Raw genomic sequence first — 17091 nt, forward strand, 5'->3', positions numbered from 1 at the left:
ACCGGTCGAGGCGGGCCGGGGGCCGGGCTACCGGTCGAGGCGGGCCGGGGGCCGGGCCTGGCGGTCGAGGCGGGCGCCCGGTCCGGGCGGGGCAACCGGCCAGCGGTAGCCGGTCCCTGGGCAGCCGTCAGGGCGGGGCCGACTCGAAGTCAAGCCATCGTGCGCACAGTTCGCGCACAGTCATCTCCCGATTCCGCTTCGTTGTCAGTACCGTGGTGCAGACTCCCCGTCGTCGGCACTTCGTCTGGGGGAGGACAACGTGTTCAGGGGGATGGACGAGGTCGACCGGACCTCGCTGCGCCGCGCGTACGGCAGCGCGGAGGACGTGCCCGGGCTACTGCGGGGGCTGGCCTCCTCCGACCCGGCCGAGCGACAGACCGCGCTCGACGGGATGTACGCCGCCGTGCACCACCAGGACGATGACGTCCACGACTCGACGCTCGCCTGTGTTCCGTTCCTCCTCGCGCTCGCCGGCCGCGAGGAGGTGCGAGACCGGGCGGGCGTGGTGGAGCTCCTCGTCCGCATCGGGGACACCGCCGGTGCCCGCGACGACCGCGCGGCGAAGGTGCGGGACACCCTGCGCGCGGGTGCCGACGTCTTCGTGCGTCTCACCGGGGACCCGGACGCCGCGGTGCGACGGGTGGCCCCGGGCGCGCTGGTGCGGTCCGTGGACCAACCGGGGCGGGTGCTCGCCCTGTTGCGGGAACGGGTCACCGTGGAGCGGGACGACGGTGTCCTGATCGCCCTCGCGGAGAGCCTCGGCCTGTTCGCGCAGCTCCACCGCCCGGCCGGGAAGGCCCACACAGCAGAGGAGGCTCCCACAGCCGGGGAGGCTCCCACAGCCGGTGAGGCTCACGCAGCCGAGGCGGTGCGCTTGCTGACCGAGCTGAGCAGGCCGCCCTACGACCCCGGTCTCCGGCTCGCCGCACTCGGCCAGCTCGCGGGATGCGCCCCGGATCTGCTCCCCGCCGATCTCGTACCGACCGTCGTCGGGCTGCTCAGAGACAGATCAGGGAGGCGGGCCCGGGCGGGGGGCCCGGACGACTGTTCCGGTCCGGACACCCTCGCCGCCCGGCTGCGGCGGCTGCGCCCCTCGGACGAGGAGGGCTCCCGGCTGCTGCGGACCCTGCACGCCGCGCTCGGCAACCGGGTCGCCGACCGTGTCGCCCTGTTGTGCGGGCAGTTGACCAGCCCGGATCCCGTCGACCGGTGCAACGGGGTGTGGATGTCGGCCGGGCTCTTCCGTGAACGGCGCACCGGCCACACGGAGCCGGTCCTCCTCATCGGCAGTCAACTGGGCGCGGAGGAAGGCCGGTTGCATGACGCGGCGGTCACGGTCCTGGTGGAGCTCTCCGAGCTTGCCGCACCCGCCGCGGACCATCTCCACGCGTTGGTGACGTACCGTCCCGAGCTGCGTATACGGCATGGGGAGCGGGGTGGGCCGACCCTGGGCGGCCCTCTCAAGGCACTGGCCGGGACGGGGGACGCGCGGGCCGCACCGGTGCTGGCCGAGGTGCTGGCAGGTCCGGTCGTACCGCACGATCTGGGGCTGGTCGTACCCCACCTGGGACGCGCGGCCGTGCCGCTCGTCCCCGCGCTGCGGCGGTTGCTCGCCCGCCTGCCGCTCGACGCGTACGACACCTGCGAACGGGCCGTTCCCCTGCTGTCGGCCCTCGCCGCGCTGGGCGACCAGGCCTCCATACCCGCTGTGCTGCGTCTGCTGCGCGGCATGCCGGACGGGCTGCGGCGGCGCGACGCCGTCACGGAGGCAGCGGTTCGTGCCCTCGGCGCGTTCGGCGGCGCCGCACGCGCGGCGGTACCGGATCTGCGCGGACTGCTGGAGAGCGCCTGCGCGGTCGCGGCGGCGGACGCGCTGTGGTCGATCACGGGCGAAGCCCATGCCGTGCTGCCCGTCCTGCTGCGCGCGTTGACGGACACGCCGCCGGACGCGGACAGCGGTCGCCGACGCCGTGCTGCGGCCGTACTGGGGCGGCTGGGCCCGGCCGCGCGCCCCGCCCTGCCCGGGCTGCGCGACCTGGCCGACCACGGTGACGCGCGGACAGGGGTCACCGCCGCCTGCGCGGTGTGGCGGGCGACGGGGGAGCCGGAACGGTTCCTCCCCGGCCTTCGCTCGGCGTGGCGGGATCACCCGCGCACGCGCGCGACGATCGCCGAGTGCGTCTCGGCACTGGGACCGTCGGGAGCGCCCCTGCACGACCTGCTCCGAGCGGAACTCGCCTCTCCCCTCCGGCATCGCACCGACGCCGGAGGCAACGGCATACGCGAGGACCTGACGCTGCTCCAGGTGTGCGGTCAGGCGCTGGCCGGAGCGGGGCACCGGTAGGGCCGGCACCTGCGGGTGGCCGGTCGGGGCCGCCGGCAGGACCGGCACCTGCAGTTCGCCGGACGACGCCGCCGGCAGGGCCGGCGCCTGCGGAAGGACCGGACTGGCTCCCAGTAGGGCCGGCGCCTGTCAGTGGCCGGAGCGGGGTGGCGCGACGGCCTCACCCCGCCGTGCGCCCCGACGGCCTCACCCCGCCGCGCGCCCGACACCCGACGGCCTCACCCCGTCGTGCGCCCCCACATCGGGCCGAAGCGGGCCCACTCCGCGTCCCACTGGTCGATGCGGCGACGCTCCAGGCGACCGCGAAGGGAACGGCCGGCGACCCAGGGGACGGCCGCGGCGCAGAGACCTGCCGCGCCACCGATCAGGGAGGCCCGTACACGGGCCTGGGACTCGGTGACCGGCCTGGTGACCTGCCGGCCCTCGGGATCCGTCCACACGGTGATCGGGGCCCCCACGGCGCTGCCCGCCGGGACCCGCAGCTGGCCGGAGTGCCCGGACCCGTCCGCGGCGGTCCACCGTGCCGTCGCCCACACCGTCTCGGTGCGGGACACACGGCCGTTCGCGGGGGCCGCACCGGGCGCGCGTTCGGCGAGCCGTGCCACGAGGGGGCGCCACTCGGCTCGTTCCCGGGCCAGTCCGTCCTCGACGGAACGGCTCACCGTCGTCCCGGCGAGCAGCCCGGCGAACACGGTGAGCATCCACACGCCCAGGACGACCCAGGCCTCCACCCGGTCGCCACGGCGCTTGAGCGGATTGCGCCGCCAGCGCCACAGCCACACCTTCGGACCACGTAACGCCATCGAAGGCCTCCTCCTCACGAGCCCACGACCAATCCGCCGCCCTCCCCATACGGACGGCGGCGCCTGGATGCTCACTGCACCTACCCGGCGTGACGATCTCCACGGTCCCCCGCCCCGGCGAGCGCCCGGCCGGGGCGGCCCGCGAGACCCCGCGCCCGCCTTGCCGACACCCCGCTGACCTGGGACGCAGCGCACTCCGGGGGTGACTGTCAGTGGTCGGGTGCAAACTGGCCGGTGTTCGGGACGAGGGCGTCAACGACGACGCCGCGGAGGTGATCGGCATGACCGAGGTACTGCTCGCCGTGGGCACGCGCAAAGGCCTGTTCATCGGGCGCCGGCGAGGTGGTGGGGCCTGGGAGTTCGACGAGAGCCCCTACTTCAACGCGCAGGCGGTGTACTCGGTCGCCATCGACACCCGGTCCGGGACCCCACGGCTGCTGGTCGGCGGCGACAGCGCGCACTGGGGCCCGTCCGTGTTCCACTCCGACAACCTCGGCCGGACCTGGACCGAACCGGCCCGCCCGGCGGTCAAGTTCCCCAAGGACACGGGGGCGTCCCTGGAGCGCGTGTGGCAGCTGCACCCGGCCGCCGCCGAGCCGGACGTGGTGTACGCGGGCACCGAGCCGGCCGCGCTGTACCGCTCGCAGGACCGCGGGGAGACGTTCGAGCTGGTCCGGCCCCTGTGGGAGCACCCCACGCGCTCGAAGTGGGTGCCGGGCGGCGGCGGTGAGGGCCTGCACACCGTGCTCACCGACGGGCGCGACCCGAAGGCGGTGACGGTCGCCGTCTCGACCGCCGGCGTGTTCCGCACCCTGGACGGCGGCGCGAGCTGGGCGCCCTCCAACTCGGGTGTCTCCGCGGTGTTCCTGCCCGACCCGAACCCTGAGTTCGGCCAGTGCGTGCACAAGGTCGCGCGCGACGCGGCCACCCCGGACCGGCTGTACCTGCAGAACCACTGGGGCGTGTACCGCAGCGACGACGCCGGTGCGCACTGGACGGACATCGGCGAGGGCCTGCCGTCCACGTTCGGCTTCGCCGCGGCGGCGCATCCGCACCGGGGGGACACGGCGTACGTGTTCCCGATCAACGCCGACGCCGACCGGGTCCCGGCCGACCACCGGTGCCGGGTCTACCGGACGGCGGACGCGGGCAAGAGCTGGGAGCCCCTCTCGACGGGCTTGCCCCAGGAGGACCACTACGGCACGGTGCTGCGCGACGCGATGTGCACGGACGACGCCGACCCCGCGGGCATCTACTTCGGGAACCGCAACGGCGAGGTGTTCGCGTCGGCCGACGACGGCGACAGCTGGCAGCAGCTCGCCTCGCACCTGCCGGACGTGCTGTGCGTGCGGGCCGCGCTCGTCGGCTGAGGCAAGGGCGAGGACGGGGGACGAGGCAGAGCAACGGGCGGGGGACGAGGGTGCACACAGGCGTTGGCCACCGGTTGATCGCCGCTGTCCGTACGGCAGTAGGGTGACGCCCGTGGCACCACGACCCTTGCATGAGATCGTCGAAGCGGGCTGGGCGAAGGCCCTGGAACCGGTGGCCGAACGCGTCGCCGCGATGGGGGACTTCCTCCGCGCGGAGATCGCCGCGGGACGCACCTACCTCCCGGCCGGGCCGAACGTTCTGCGGGCCTTCCAACAGCCCTTCGACGACGTACGCGTCCTGATTGTCGGTCAGGACCCTTACCCCACTCCGGGGCACGCGGTGGGGCTGTCGTTCTCGGTGGCGCCGGAGGTGCGGCCGCTGCCCGGCAGCCTCATCAACATCTACCGCGAGCTGAGCGCCGACCTGGGGCTCCCCCAGCCGTCCAACGGCGACCTCACGCCGTGGACCCGGCAGGGTGTGCTGCTGCTCAACCGGGCGCTGACCACCGCCCCGCGCAAGCCCGCCGCACACCGGGGCAAGGGCTGGGAGGAGGTCACGGAGCAGGCCATCCGGGCCCTGGCGGGGCGCGGCAAGCCGCTGGTGTCCATCCTGTGGGGCCGTGACGCCCGCAATCTGCGCCCGCTCCTCGGCGACCTGCCCTCCGTCGAATCCGCCCACCCCTCCCCCATGTCGGCAGACCGGGGTTTCTTCGGTTCCCGCCCGTTCAGCCGGGCCAACGACCTGCTGATCCGCCAGGGCGGCCAACCGGTGGACTGGCGCCTGCCGTGACCGGGGCGTCGGAGGGTTCCGGGTTTCTCGCCGTGGACTCCGGCGGCTCCGGGCTCCGGGCCGTGATCGGGACCGCCGAACGCGGACCGCTGGCCCGCAGGGCGTCCGGTGAGCCGGTGCGCACGGGCGAGCGGGGCATCGATCCCGAGCACTTCATGGCGCAACTCGTGCCGTTGGTGAGCGCGTTGACCGCGGAGGCGGGAGCGGTGCCGCTGACCACCGTCGCCGTCGGCGCGGCCGGGATGGCCTCCCTGGGGGGCGGGCTGCGCGCCGAACTGCCCGGTGCGCTGGCCCGGGAGTGGGGGGTGCGCCGGGTCGCGCTGGCCGCCGATGCCGTGACCGCGTATGTGGGTGCGCTGGGGCCGCGCCCCGGTGCCTTGGTCGCCGGCGGTACGGGGCTGATCGCGGTGGGCACCGATCTGACCAGCTGGCGGCGTGCGGACGGCTGGGGGCATCTGCTCGGCGACTGCGGGGGCGGTGCCTGGATCGGCCGGGCCGGCCTCGAGGCCGCGCTGCGCGCCCACGACGGGCGCCAGGACGGCTCGGCCCGCCTGCTGGCCTGCGCCGAGGAGCAGTTCGGTCCAGTCGCGGGCCTGCCCGGCGCGCTGTATCCCCGTTCCGACCGGCCCGCCGTGCTCGCCTCCTTCGCACCCCGTGTGGCCGCCTGCGCGGACGAGGATCCCGTCGCCGCGGGCATCCTGCGTACCGCCGCCCGGCACATGGCGGACTCCGCGGCGGCCGTGTGCCCCTCCGGCGGTGAGCCGTGCGTCGCCGTCACCGGCGGCCTGTTCGAGTTGGGCGACCCGCTGCTGGGGCCCCTGGACGAAGAACTGGCCCGGCGGCTCCCGCGGGTGCGGCGGGTACCGCCCGAGGGCGATCCGCTGCACGGCTCGGTGCGCATCGCGGCCGAACTGAGCACCGGTTCCCTCACGCTGCCGGGTGACGAGAGGATGCTGTCCGTGACCATCAGTTCGGGTGATTGATCCGATCGCGTCCGATCCGTACGTAAGTCAATAGACAAAACGGGACGGATACCGCTCACCTGCACCCTCCCCGAACAGAGGAACCCAGGAAGCCAGTAACATGCGGCGCCATGAGTTCCCCCACTGGGCCCGCGGATGGCCTGCCCGTACGAATGCCGCGCCCCCGCCAGCCCGGACGGCACCGCCGTCCCGAGCCGCTGGTTGCTCCCGAGGGCGCGCCCGCGCTCGTCCTCGCCGTGCCGGGGACGCCCAGTAACACCACGCGCAGCCTCGCCGAAGAGGTCGTGAGCATCGCCCGCTCCGAGCTGCCCGGCCTCGACGCCCGCATCGGATACCTCGACGGGGACAATGCCGAGTTCCCCTCGCTGCAGGCCGTGCTCGTGCACACGGCCGAGGAGCGCACGGCCCGTTTCGAGCAGGCCCGTGCCGCCGGCCTGGACGTCAGGATGCCCGACGGCCCCGTCGCCGTCGTCGTGCCGCTGCTCGCAGGCCCGGACGGTTCGCTGCTGCGCCAGATCCGCCAGGCCCTCATGGAGAGCCGTGTCGCCGCCGAGCTGACCGACGTCCTCGGCCCGCACCCGCTGCTCGCCGAGGCGCTGCACGTGCGGCTGTCCGAGGCCGGTCTGGCCCGTGCGGACCGTGCCCGCCTGTTCACCGTGGCGACCGCCGCGGACGGCATCATCCTCGCTTCGGTGGGCGGCGACGAGGCCGTGCAGGCCGCAGGCATCACCGGCATGCTGCTCGCCGCGCGTCTCGCCGTTCCGGTGATGGCCGCGGCGCTGGACCAGGAGGGCTCCATCGCGTCCGTCGCCGAGCAGCTGCGCTCCTCGGGCTCGCAGCAGCTGGCGCTCGCGCCGTACCTGATCGGCCCGGAGATCGAGCAGGTCCTGCTGGAGGAGGCCGCGAAGGAGGCCGGGTGCTCTGCCGCCGAGCCGCTCGGCCCGTACCCGGCGATCGGCAAGCTCGCCCTGGCCAAGTACACGACGGCGCTCGGCATCGCGCCGCAGCAGCCGCAGGGCACGCCCGTGCGCTGACACCGGGCGCCGCGCAGGACACCGAGAAGGCCCGCTCCGGTTCGGAGCGGGCCTTCGTCGTCGAGGGGCGCGGGGGTGCGGGCGGCTCGGTGGCTCCCGCTCAGCCGAGGGTCACGTACGAGGCCGCCGTCACCCTGATCGAGCCGCCTCGTCGTGGGACGCCCGTGAGCGGGTCGACCGCGAACCAGGTCACGTCGCCGGAGCGCTCGTTGGCGACGTACAGAAAGCCGCCGTCGGCGGTGAGGGCGCGCGGCCAGTGGCCGCCGCAGGGCACCGTGGTGACGAGCCGCAGCCCTTCGCCCTCGACGGCGAGCACGGACAGGACATCCTCGCCGCGGGTGGCGGTCCAGACGAAGCGGCCGTCGCGTGAGGCGGCGATGCCGGACGGGTAGGCGTCGCGCGCCGGTGCGCCGGGCAGGACCGGGGTCTCGGACAACGGCGTCAGGGCGCCCTCCGCCGCGTCCCAGCGGCACACGGTGACGGAGGGACTCAGTTCGTTGACGATGTACGCGTGGCGGCCGTCCGGGTGGAAGGCCAGGTGGCGGGGCCCCGAGCCCGGGCGCAGGGCGGTCTCCCGGTGCAGAACCAGGGCACCGTCCGTCAGCGTGCACACCCGCACCGAGTCCGTGCCGAGGTCCACGCTGACGGCCCAGCGGCCGCTCGGGTCGGGCTGCACCTGGTGGGCGTGCGGCCCCTGCTGGCGGGGCGTGTGCGGACCGGCGCCGCGGTGCCGGAGCACGCGGGACGCGGACCGCGCGAGCGTGCCGTCGGGGCGGAGGGGGACCGCGGTGACGCTGCCTGAGCCGTAGTTGGCGGTCAGGACGTGCCCGGCGTACAGGCTGAGGTGGGTCGGGCCGCTGCCGTCGACCGGCACGGGCCGCCCGGCCGGCTCGGGCTTGTCCCCGTCCACCCGGTACGCGGCCACCGCACCCTCGGCGGTCTCACTGACCGCGTACAGCATCTCCCCGTCCGGCGAGAGGGTCAGACAGGAGGGGTCCGGGACGGCGTTCACGCTGCTCAGCACGGTCAGCGCGCCGGTGTCGGCGTCGACCTCCGCCGTCACGATGCCGGGCCCTCCGGCCGCCGTGAACGACCCGATGAACGCCCGCCGCCTGCCGTCCGCCACCGCTGTCCCCTCTCGTCCGCGCGGCCGGGTGGACCGCGCAGCCGATCATGCGCGGTCTAGACCAAACGGTCAAGGGTGCGTCGCCCGGTCGGCCCCGGGCCCGGCGGAGCGCGCAACGGCAGCGTGCCGGCGCAGGCCAAGTACGTCCTCACGGTCCCGTCAGGCGCCCACCAGCGGTGAGCCCGACGGGGCGCGCAGGGGGCGGGCCAGGTCGGCCAGGGCTCGCTCCAGGCCGTGCAGATGGGCCAGGGCGGGTTCCGCGTGGGGCGGGCCGTCCGCGTGGACCGCGATGTCCCTGCCCTCGGTGAGGGCCTCCACAGCGGCCTCCACCCGTCGGCAGGCCGTGGCGAGGCGGGCGTCGTGGGAGGCCTCCGGGTCCGCCGCGACGGCGACCAGACCACGGATCTCGCGGGCGCAGTCGTCGAGGAGGGCCAGCACGTGACGGGCCCGCCGCTTGCGGCCGAGCATCGGGTTCAGGGGGTGCACGAGCGGGGCGACCGAGAGCCGTACCCGGGCGAGGAGCTGCTCGAGCTCCGCCACCCGCGGGGCCGGGTCGGCGTCCCCCGCGCCCGCCAGGCGCCGGGCGGTCTCGACGGCGCAGGCGTGCACGCAGCGCAGGGCCCGCCGGATCCAGGCGTCGGTGATGCTGTGGGTGGTCACGGGCAGGACGAGGACCACGGCCAGGGCGGCGCCGAGCGCCCCGACGCCGGTCTCGGCGAGCCGCAGGGCGAGCAGGCCGGGGCCGAGCACGCCGAGGAGGCCGTAGAGCAGTCCGGCGAGGAGGGTGACCCAGAGCATCATCCAGGTGTAGGACACGGCGGCGGTGTAGAAGATGCCGAACACACAGACGGCGGCCAGCGCGGCCGTGACGGCCGGGTCGCCGTGCACGGGCATGGCCACCAGCAGGCCGAGGGCGATGCCGATGACCGTGCCGAGCAGCCGCCGGAAGCCGCGGACCAGGGTCTCGCCGCGCGAGGTGGTGTTGACGAAGATCCACCAGGTGGCGCCGACGGCCCAGTACCAGCGCTGCCCGGACACCAGCTGACCCACGACGAGGGCGAAGCCGGCCCCGGCGGTGGCCTGGATCGCCTGCCGGGTGGTCACCCGGGCCAGGCCGGTGCCGCCCGGCGGTACGGGCACGGCGGGCGGCGGCAGGCGGCGCTCGTAGCACCACAGGCCGAAGCGCACCGCGGCGGCGACCAGGACGGACAGCAGGACCGCGACGTACAGCTGGGGCAGCTGGTCGGTGGTGGCGTGCAGGAACTGCGCCACGAAGAAGGTCATGAACGCGAACACGCCGAGGCTGTGGCCGCGCGGGCCCCAGCGGCGCGCGTACACGCCCGCGCCGACGACGGCGAGGAAGGTGAGGTCCCTTGCCACCGGGTGGTCGTGCAGCTCGGCCGCGGCGGTGAGCACGGGCAGGCCGACGGCGGGCAGCAGCGCGGTCGTGACGGCCTGGCCTCGGACCGTGGCGTCGGTGACGGTGAACAGGGCGAGCAGGGCGGCGAGACCGCCGGTGACGGCACCCGCGAGGGAATGCCCCGCGAGGCCGCACACGGCGACCGCGAGCGCGATGCCGAGCACGGCCCGCGCGGCGAACCGCAGCCGCGTCCGCCCCGGATCCGGAGCCATGAACACCCTCTTCAGCACCGCTTACCGCCCCTCTCGCCGCACCGGCCATTTGCCCGCATGAAGCACGCATGAAAAAGGCGCCGCGGGGTCCGCAGCGCCATCGACGCACCCATATCAGCATCCCGGAGGCCAGTGGCTCAACCGGATCCTTCTAGACTGGGCCATTGGCGCAGTCCGAGCGGCCGATGACCGGCCGCAGCAGAGCCAACGGACGAGGAGGAGGCGTCATGCCCGTGGACGAGCTCGACACCCGCATCCTGCGGCTGTTGCTGGAGCAGCCGCGCACCAGCGTGCGCGAGTACGCCCGGATCCTGGGCGTCGCCCGGGGCACGCTGCAGGCCCGGCTCGACCGGCTGGAGCGCGACGGTGTGATCACCGGCACGGCACCGGCCCTCTCCCCCGCCGCACTCGGGCATCCCGTGCTCGCGTTCGTCCACATCGAGGTCACCCAGGGCCATCTCGACGAGGTGGGGGACGCTCTGGCGGCGGTGCCGGAGATCGTGGAGGCGTTCTCGATCACGGGTGGCGGGGACCTGCTGGCCCGGGTGGTGGCCCGGGACAACGCACATCTGGAGGACGTCGTCCAGAAGCTGATCAGCATGCCCGGGGTGGTGCGCACCCGTACCGAGGTCGCCCTGCGCGAGCGCGTGTCCCACCGGATGCTGCCGCTGGTGGAGTCGATCGGGCGGTCGGCGCGCGGATGATCTTTGAGAGCATGGCGACATGAGCAAGCTCCGCGGAATGTCAGTCATCTTCGATCTCGACGGAACACTCGTGGACAGCGAGCCGAACTACTACGAGGCAGGCCGCCGGACACTCGCCGAATACGGCATCGCGGACTTCACCTGGGCGGATCACGAGCGGTACGTCGGCATCAGCACGCAGGAGACGGTCGCGGACTGGAAGGACCGCTACGGCCTGCCCGCCTCGGTCGAGGAACTGCTCGCCGTGAAGAACCGCCACTACCTGGAGTTGGCCCGCAGCGCCACGCGCGCCTACCCGGAGATGCGGGCGTTCGTCGAGCTGCTGGCGACGGAGGGCGTGCCCATGGCCGTGGCCTCGGGCTCGTCGCCGGAGGCCATCGCGGCGGTGCTGACCGGAACCGGGCTGGACGCGCGGCTGCACACCGTCGTCTCCGCCGACGAGGTCGCGCACGGCAAGCCGGCTCCGGACGTCTTCCTGGAGGCGGCCCGCCGGCTGGGCGCGGCCCCGTCCGACTGTGTCGTGCTGGAGGACGCCGCTCCGGGCGCCGCCGCCGCGCACGCGGCCGGCATGCGGTGCATCGCGATCCCGTACGTCCCGGCCCAGGCGGACGCACCCGAGTTCGCGACCGCGGGCCTGCTCCTGCCAGGCGGCCAGGGGCAGTTCACGGCACGGTCGGCGTACGACTGGCTCGCCGGCTCGGCCGACCTGTCCTGATCTGGCCTCTCCCGTCCCGTGCGTGGAGCATGACGGGCGGGTTCTGACGAACTTTTTTGCGGCAGGGGTGATTGTTTCGCCCCCGGCGTCCGTACCTCTTGGTGTTGGGCCGTTCATATCCCAGGAGGCACGATGCGCATCTCGCGCAGCACGGCAGGAACCGCGTTCGTGGGCGGTGCGTTGATCCTTACGCTCACCGCGCTCGCCTACCCGAGCATGCTGGGCGTGCAGAACGCCGCTTCCGGCCAGGACCGCATCATCGCCAACACCCAGTGGGGTCCGCTGACCGAGGCGGACCGCGACTTCGTGGTGCGCGTGCGCGCTGCCGGACTCTGGGAGTACCCGCTCGGACAGATGATCAAGGAGCGGAGCACGTCGCCGGAGATGCAGGAAGTCTCCAAGCACCTGCTCGTGGGTCACGGCCGGCTCGACGCCGGCTGCCGCAAGATCTCCACGGACCTGGGCATCACCCTGCCGAACGAGCCGTCGCCTCAGCAGCAGCAGTTCGTGGCGACGGCCGAAGGCAGCACCGGCAAGGAGTTCGAGTCCACGGCCGTGACCATCATGCGCGTCGCGCACGGGGGCATCTTCCCGACGATCGCCAAGATCCGGGCGACCACCCGGAACAGCCTCGTGCGGGAGCTCGCCGACACGACCAACGACACCGTTCTGGACCACATCACGGTGCTGGAGAAGACCGGCCTGATCAACCAGGAGCAGGTCAGCTTCCAGATCACCGCCCCGCCCAAGCTGCCCGGGGACCAGACGACACCGCCGCCGCCGCAGCAGGGTGCGCCGGTCCGCGTGCTGCCGATTCCCGAGGACCTGAAGGATTTCCAGACGGTCGCCCCCAATCCGTCCTACGGGGCGCCGGCGCCTTCTCCGTCGGCAGGCTAGGCAGACCCGGGTACGCGTCCGGGGCTGCGGTCCGTCCGCCGGCCCCGTGTCGCGAACCACTGCCGTCCCGGTGTCAGGAACGACGGTCGGCGCCGTACCTACGAACGGCGGCGGGGCTTTCCGCGCCTGGTGCCCTTGGGCGCGCCGCTCCCGCTCTTCCCCGTGCGCTTCGCCCCCGCCGACTTGCCGGGCACCGGCTTCCGCCGGGCGTCGCCCCGGGCCGCGTCCGTGGACCGGGTCCCCGCCGGAGGCTGCTGACGGCCCCGTGTGCTGTTGACCGTGCGGCCGCGGACGATGCCGATGAAGTCCTCGACCTGGTCCGTCTTCGCGTCCTCGGGCCAGGCGAGGACCACGCTCGACTCGGGTGCGTCCGTGAGGGGCCGGTGGGTGAGGTCCTTGCGGTGGTGCAGCCGGGCGAGCGACAGCGGGACCACGAGGACGCCGATGCCCGCCGCGACCAGTTCGACGGCGTCGGCCGTGGTGGCGGGCCGCTCCAGGGCGGGACGCCCGGGGAGAGTCTCCCAGTCGAGGACGTCGTCGAGCGGGTGCAGCACGATGTCGTCGGCCAGGTCCTCCGGCGCCACCTCGTCAACCGCCGTGACCAGGTGGTCCTTGGGCACCACGACGACCGTCTGCTCGGTGTAGAGGGCAATCGCGCTGAAGGCCGTCCGGTCCACCGGCGTGCGGACGAGGCCCGCGTCGGCGTCCCCGCCCAGCAGTCGCTCGGCCACCTCTCCGGCGGGCACCTGCGTGAGGATCAGCGGGACATCGGGCTGCCGCTCGTTCCAGATGCGCACCCACTTGTCGGGCATCACCCCGGGGACGTACGCGAGCCGGAACGAGGGGGTTTCATCCGAGCCTGTCACCTCGCCAGGTTACCGGGCGTGGTCAGGGGTCGTGCACACGCTCGATACCCTGGGAGCCATGACGTCGCACCAGAGCACCCAGACGATGAAGCCCGCGACAGCGGCGAAGAAGCTGGGTGTGTACCTCGAGGCCACACCCACCGAGTTCCAGGAGGGTGTCGTTTCGCGCGCCGAGCTGAACGAGCTCCAGACGAACCCGCCGCAGTGGCTGCAGGACCTGCGGCGCAACGGCCCGCACCCGCGCCCGGTGGTCGCCGCCAAGCTCGGCGTCTCCATCGCCGGTCTCGCCCGCGCGGGCGTCACCGAGCCCCTCACCACCAAGCAGATCGAGGCGCTGAAGCAGGAAGGCCCCGAGTGGCTGGAGCGGGAGCGCGCCACCCAGGCGGAGGTCCGCAAGGAAGCGGAACGGATCAAGAAGAAGAACGCCGAACGTCAGGCCTGACCTCAGCACCCTTCGTTTTCGGACGGCCCCCACCGGATGATCCGGTGGGGGCCGTCCCTGTTCCCCCGGCGTTCCCGGGCGTCGTGTGGCATCGGTGAAATGTTTCGGCCATGTCTTGACATGGCGAGGAAGCGATCCGTAGCTTGGCCGATCATTTAGATTCGTGAAGCGGGTTCACGAATATGAACGGAGAACCATCCATGCGGGATCGCCGACGAAGTCTCCGCCTGGCTGCAACGCTCACCGTCTCAGGACTCCTGTTGGGAACGGCCGGCTGCGGCTCCGGTTCCGGCAGCGCCCGGGCCGGCGACCCGAACACCCTGGAGGTGTGGACCCGGAGCGATCCGGAGTCCGCCAAGACCTACGACCGGGTGTTCGCCGCCTTCACCAAGAAGACCGGCATCAAGGTCGACTTCCAGCCGGTCATGAACTTCGACCAGCAGTTGCAGAGCCGCGCGTCCGTCAAGGACCTGCCGGACGTCATGATCAACGACACGGCCCTGATGGGCAGTTACCAGTCCCAGGGACTGCTCAAGCCCATCACCCCGGCCTCGATAGCAGGCCACGACGAGATCACCGCCAAGTCCTGGGCGTCCACGGTGGGCCTGGACGGCAGGCACTACGGCATCCCGTACTCCCGCCAGGCCATGACGCTGTTCGTCCGCAAGGACTGGCGCGAGAAACTCGGCCTGCCGCAGCCGAAGACCTGGCAGGACACACTCGCGCTCGCCAAGGCGTTCGCCACCCGTGACCCGGACGGGGACGGCAGCAAGGACACCTACGGCATGGTCGTCCCGGGCAGCGCCCAGAACGGCTACGTCGCCTGGTGGGGCGCCAGCTACCTGTGGCAGGGCGGGGTGCGGATCCTGAAGAAGGAGGGATCGGGCTTCCGGCCCGCCATGGACTCGGCCGCCGCCGTGCGCACCGTCACCTGGATGAAGAAGAACCTCTTCTGCGGCGACAAGGGCGTCATCCAGCCCAGCGCCCTGACCTCCGTCACCGCGAACACCACCAACTTCCAGGACGGCAACGCCGGGATGTACCTCACCGGCCCGTACAACATGTCGACGTTCGACGAGGCGCTCGGCAAAGGCAAGTACGAGGTGCTGCCGGCTCCCGCGGGCCCGGCCGGCAACAACGACGTGCTGGCCGACGGCGAGAACATCTACTTCGGCGCCAGGACCGGCAAGGCGAAGCAGGAGCAGACGCTCGCCGCATTCCTCGTCTCCCCCGAGGGCCAGGAGCTCGCCATGACCGGCGACCACCAGCCCGTCGTACGCATCCCGGTCAACTCCACGCTCGACGCGGCGAAGGTGCGCCACGACCCCCGCTGGAGCGTGGTGCAGAAGGCGTACGAGACCGCCTCGGTGCAGTTCCCCAACGCGCCGAACTTCGCCCCGATCAAGCAGGACACCGCCGACGCGCTCAACGCGATCTTCACCTACTGCGGCAGCGACGTCCGCTCCGGCCTGAAGGAACTCAACGACACCCTCGCCGGTGACCTCAAGGACCAGGACCTGTTGAAATGACCGCGACCGTGACGACACCCGGGCCGCGCAGAGCCCGGATCATCAGCAAGAAGGCCGTACTGCCCTGGCTGTTCCTCGCCCCGGCTCTGCTGCTGGCCCTCGTCTTCAAGTTCCTGCCGATGGGCAAGGGCGTCTGGCTCAGCTTCTTCGACGTGCGCCCCTTCCTCGGTGACAAGTGGGTCGGCCTCGACAACTACACGCGGGTCCTGACCGATCACCGCTTCCAGGACGCCATCGGCCACACCCTGCTCCTCGGCGTCGGCATGTCCCTCGGCGGGATCGTCGTCGGCTCAGCGCTGGCGCTGCTGCTGGAGGGTCAGGCCCGCTCGCTGAAGATCATCCGAACCGCCGTGTTCCTGCCCGTCGTCACCGCCACCGCGGTGGTCGGCGAGATGTGGCGGCTGATGTACTACCCGACCTCCGACGGCCTCATCAACAGCGGTCTCGGTCTGTTCGGGCTGGGTCCGGTGCCCTACCTGGACAACCCCGACACGGCACTGTGGGCCACGATGGCCATGGGCATCTGGATGCTCGCCCCGTACAACATGGTGATCATCCTCGCCGGCCTCGCGGGCGTGGACCGCTCGCTGTACGAGGCCGCCGCGATGGACGGCGTCTCGCTGTGGCAGCGCCTGCGCCACATCACCCTGCCCGCCATCCGTCCCGCCCTCGGCATCGTCCTCACCCTCGCCGCCATCCGCGGACTGCGCGTCTTCACCGAGGTGTACGTCCTCACCGGCGGCGGTCCGGCCGGCTCCACCGACGTGTGGATGACCCGCGCCTACACCCTCGGCTTCACCCGTAACGACATCGGCGGCGCCTCCGCCGCCTCCGTGGTCCTGCTCTGCGTGACGCTGCTGCTCACCGTCACGGTCAACTACCTCCGCAAGAGGGGAGACGTGAAATGAGCGCCCCTGCCATCGATTCCGTCCGGACCCCGGTGACCGCCTCCCCCGCGCGCAAGTCCGGCGGCAACCAGCGCACCACGCCCGCCCGCTTCGACACCGCCCTCGGCTGGAACGACCGGCCGGGACCCGCCTGGGCGCTGCGCGTCCTGCTCTGTCTGCTCGCCCTGGGGGTCTTCGCGGCCCCGTTCCTGACGATCTTCTCCGGTTCCTTCAGCGAGAAGGCCAGCGGTTCGACGCTGTCGTTCCTCCCCCATCACCCGACCCTGCTGAACTTCGAGGTGGCGGGCGAGCGCGGCATCTGGGACTACTTCGGCAACTCGCTGGTCATCGCGGGCGGGGGGCTGCTGCTCCAGCTCGCCGTGTGCACACTGGCCGCGTACGCGCTGGCCCGGCACCGGTTCCGCGGGCAGGCGCTGGTCCTGACCCTGTTCATGCTGACGATGATGCTCCCCGAAGAAGTCATCGCCATCCCGTTGTCGCTCGTCCTCGGGCACGTGCCCGTGCTCGGCCTCGACCTCAAGGGCACCGTCTGGGGCGTGATCCTGCCGCTCGGCGCGTGGGGTTTCTCGGTGATGCTGCTGACCGAGTTCATGAAGGACATCCCCACCGAGATAGAGGAGGCGGCCCGCATCGACGGCGTGGGCGAGCTGCGGATGCTGTGGCAGGTCGTCCTGCCGCTGTGCAAGCCGGCCCTCGGTGTGGCCGGAGTGCTCGGCTTCATCATGATCTGGGACCAGTACCTGCTGCCCCTGATCGCCGCCAAGGACCCCACCGACTACACGGTCACCGTCGCCCTGTCCATCCTGCGCACCGACCCCCAGGTTGGCTCCGGGGTGGTGCTGGCCGGTGCGGTCATCGCCCTGATCCCCAGCCTGATCGTCTATCTGCTCCTCCAGCGCTCGCTGGTCACCGGCATCGCCGCCGGGGCCACCAAGGGCTGACCACCCA

General features: G+C 72.7%; 16 protein-coding genes. 12 read left to right on the plus strand and 4 right to left on the minus strand.

Annotated features, from left to right (window positions below):
- The first annotated feature begins 259 nt into the window (after positions 1 to 259).
- A complete protein-coding gene (locus FDO69_RS37470; protein ID WP_104787787.1) occupies positions 260 to 2344 on the plus strand; it encodes a PBS lyase in 2085 nt (694 codons plus the stop codon).
- Between the two features lie 218 nt (positions 2345 to 2562).
- On the opposite strand, the gene FDO69_RS37475 is transcribed toward FDO69_RS37470, so the two are convergent.
- The gene (locus FDO69_RS37475) at positions 2563 to 3147 is read right to left on the minus strand and encodes an Rv1733c family protein (protein WP_104787790.1); all 585 of its coding nucleotides are present in this window, start codon (positions 3145 to 3147) and stop codon (positions 2563 to 2565) included.
- 212 nt (positions 3148 to 3359) lie between these two features.
- On the opposite strand from FDO69_RS37475, the gene FDO69_RS37480 reads away from it, so the two are divergent.
- From FDO69_RS37480 to FDO69_RS37495, 4 genes are all read left to right on the plus strand, one after another.
- Positions 3360 to 4517, plus strand: coding sequence for a WD40/YVTN/BNR-like repeat-containing protein (locus FDO69_RS37480; protein ID WP_104787793.1), 1158 nt, complete (start codon positions 3360 to 3362; stop codon positions 4515 to 4517).
- Between the two features lie 112 nt (positions 4518 to 4629).
- Positions 4630 to 5307, plus strand: a complete 678-nt coding sequence (locus tag FDO69_RS37485; protein ID WP_104787796.1) for a uracil-DNA glycosylase — start codon at positions 4630 to 4632, stop codon at positions 5305 to 5307.
- Positions 5304 to 6290: an N-acetylglucosamine kinase gene (locus FDO69_RS37490; RefSeq protein ID WP_104787799.1), complete on the plus strand. Its 987-nt coding sequence runs from the start codon at positions 5304 to 5306 to the stop codon at positions 6288 to 6290. The genes FDO69_RS37485 and FDO69_RS37490 overlap by 4 nt, the downstream gene beginning before the upstream one ends.
- A 110-nt stretch (positions 6291 to 6400) precedes the next feature.
- Positions 6401 to 7324 carry a sirohydrochlorin chelatase gene (locus FDO69_RS37495; RefSeq protein ID WP_104787802.1) on the plus strand — a complete coding sequence of 308 codons (924 nt, stop codon included), beginning with the start codon at positions 6401 to 6403 and terminating at the stop codon, positions 7322 to 7324.
- Positions 7325 to 7424: 100 nt separating this feature from the next.
- Here FDO69_RS37495 and FDO69_RS37500 read toward each other — a convergent pair whose 3' ends face one another.
- Positions 7425 to 8450, minus strand: a complete 1026-nt coding sequence (locus FDO69_RS37500) for a lactonase family protein (protein WP_104787804.1) — start codon at positions 8448 to 8450, stop codon at positions 7425 to 7427.
- Between the two features lie 159 nt (positions 8451 to 8609).
- Positions 8610 to 10100: an FUSC family protein gene (locus tag FDO69_RS37505; protein ID WP_104787807.1), complete on the minus strand. Its 1491-nt coding sequence runs from the start codon at positions 10098 to 10100 to the stop codon at positions 8610 to 8612.
- A 209-nt stretch (positions 10101 to 10309) separates the two neighbouring features.
- Here FDO69_RS37505 and FDO69_RS37510 point away from each other — a divergent pair, with 209 nt between their 5' ends.
- The 3 genes from FDO69_RS37510 to FDO69_RS37520 all read left to right on the plus strand — a co-directional run bounded on the left by FDO69_RS37510 (position 10310) and on the right by FDO69_RS37520 (position 12398).
- Positions 10310 to 10786: an Lrp/AsnC family transcriptional regulator gene (locus tag FDO69_RS37510; protein WP_031111300.1), complete on the plus strand. Its 477-nt coding sequence runs from the start codon at positions 10310 to 10312 to the stop codon at positions 10784 to 10786.
- A 19-nt stretch (positions 10787 to 10805) separates the two neighbouring features.
- Positions 10806 to 11501 (plus strand): HAD family hydrolase, encoded by a 696-nt coding sequence (locus FDO69_RS37515; protein WP_104787810.1) that lies wholly within the window; start codon positions 10806 to 10808, stop codon positions 11499 to 11501.
- A gap of 132 nt (positions 11502 to 11633) precedes the next feature.
- On the plus strand, positions 11634 to 12398 hold the full coding sequence (locus FDO69_RS37520; protein ID WP_104787813.1) for a DUF4142 domain-containing protein: 765 nt from the start codon (positions 11634 to 11636) through the stop codon (positions 12396 to 12398).
- A gap of 98 nt (positions 12399 to 12496) precedes the next feature.
- Here the strand turns inward: FDO69_RS37520 and FDO69_RS37525 are convergent, their stop codons facing one another.
- Positions 12497 to 13264, minus strand: a complete 768-nt coding sequence (locus FDO69_RS37525; protein WP_104787816.1) for a LysR family transcriptional regulator substrate-binding protein — start codon at positions 13262 to 13264, stop codon at positions 12497 to 12499.
- A gap of 58 nt (positions 13265 to 13322) precedes the next feature.
- Between FDO69_RS37525 and FDO69_RS37530 the strand changes: the two genes are divergently transcribed.
- From FDO69_RS37530 to FDO69_RS37545, 4 genes are all read left to right on the plus strand, one after another.
- Positions 13323 to 13706 (plus strand): DUF5997 family protein, encoded by a 384-nt coding sequence (locus tag FDO69_RS37530; protein WP_104787819.1) that lies wholly within the window; start codon positions 13323 to 13325, stop codon positions 13704 to 13706.
- 200 nt (positions 13707 to 13906) lie between these two features.
- Positions 13907 to 15235: an ABC transporter substrate-binding protein gene (locus tag FDO69_RS37535; protein ID WP_104787822.1), complete on the plus strand. Its 1329-nt coding sequence runs from the start codon at positions 13907 to 13909 to the stop codon at positions 15233 to 15235.
- Positions 15232 to 16143, plus strand: a complete 912-nt coding sequence (locus tag FDO69_RS37540) for a carbohydrate ABC transporter permease (protein WP_104787825.1) — start codon at positions 15232 to 15234, stop codon at positions 16141 to 16143. The genes FDO69_RS37535 and FDO69_RS37540 overlap by 4 nt, the downstream gene beginning before the upstream one ends.
- Positions 16140 to 17084, plus strand: a complete 945-nt coding sequence (locus tag FDO69_RS37545; RefSeq protein ID WP_104787827.1) for a carbohydrate ABC transporter permease — start codon at positions 16140 to 16142, stop codon at positions 17082 to 17084. Before FDO69_RS37540 ends, FDO69_RS37545 begins: the two co-directional genes overlap by 4 nt.
- Positions 17085 to 17091: the final 7 nt, after the last annotated feature.

This window comes from Streptomyces tibetensis, from assembly GCF_007655005.1.
GTDB classification, from domain to species: Bacteria; Actinomycetota; Actinomycetes; order Streptomycetales; family Streptomycetaceae; genus Streptomyces; species Streptomyces tibetensis.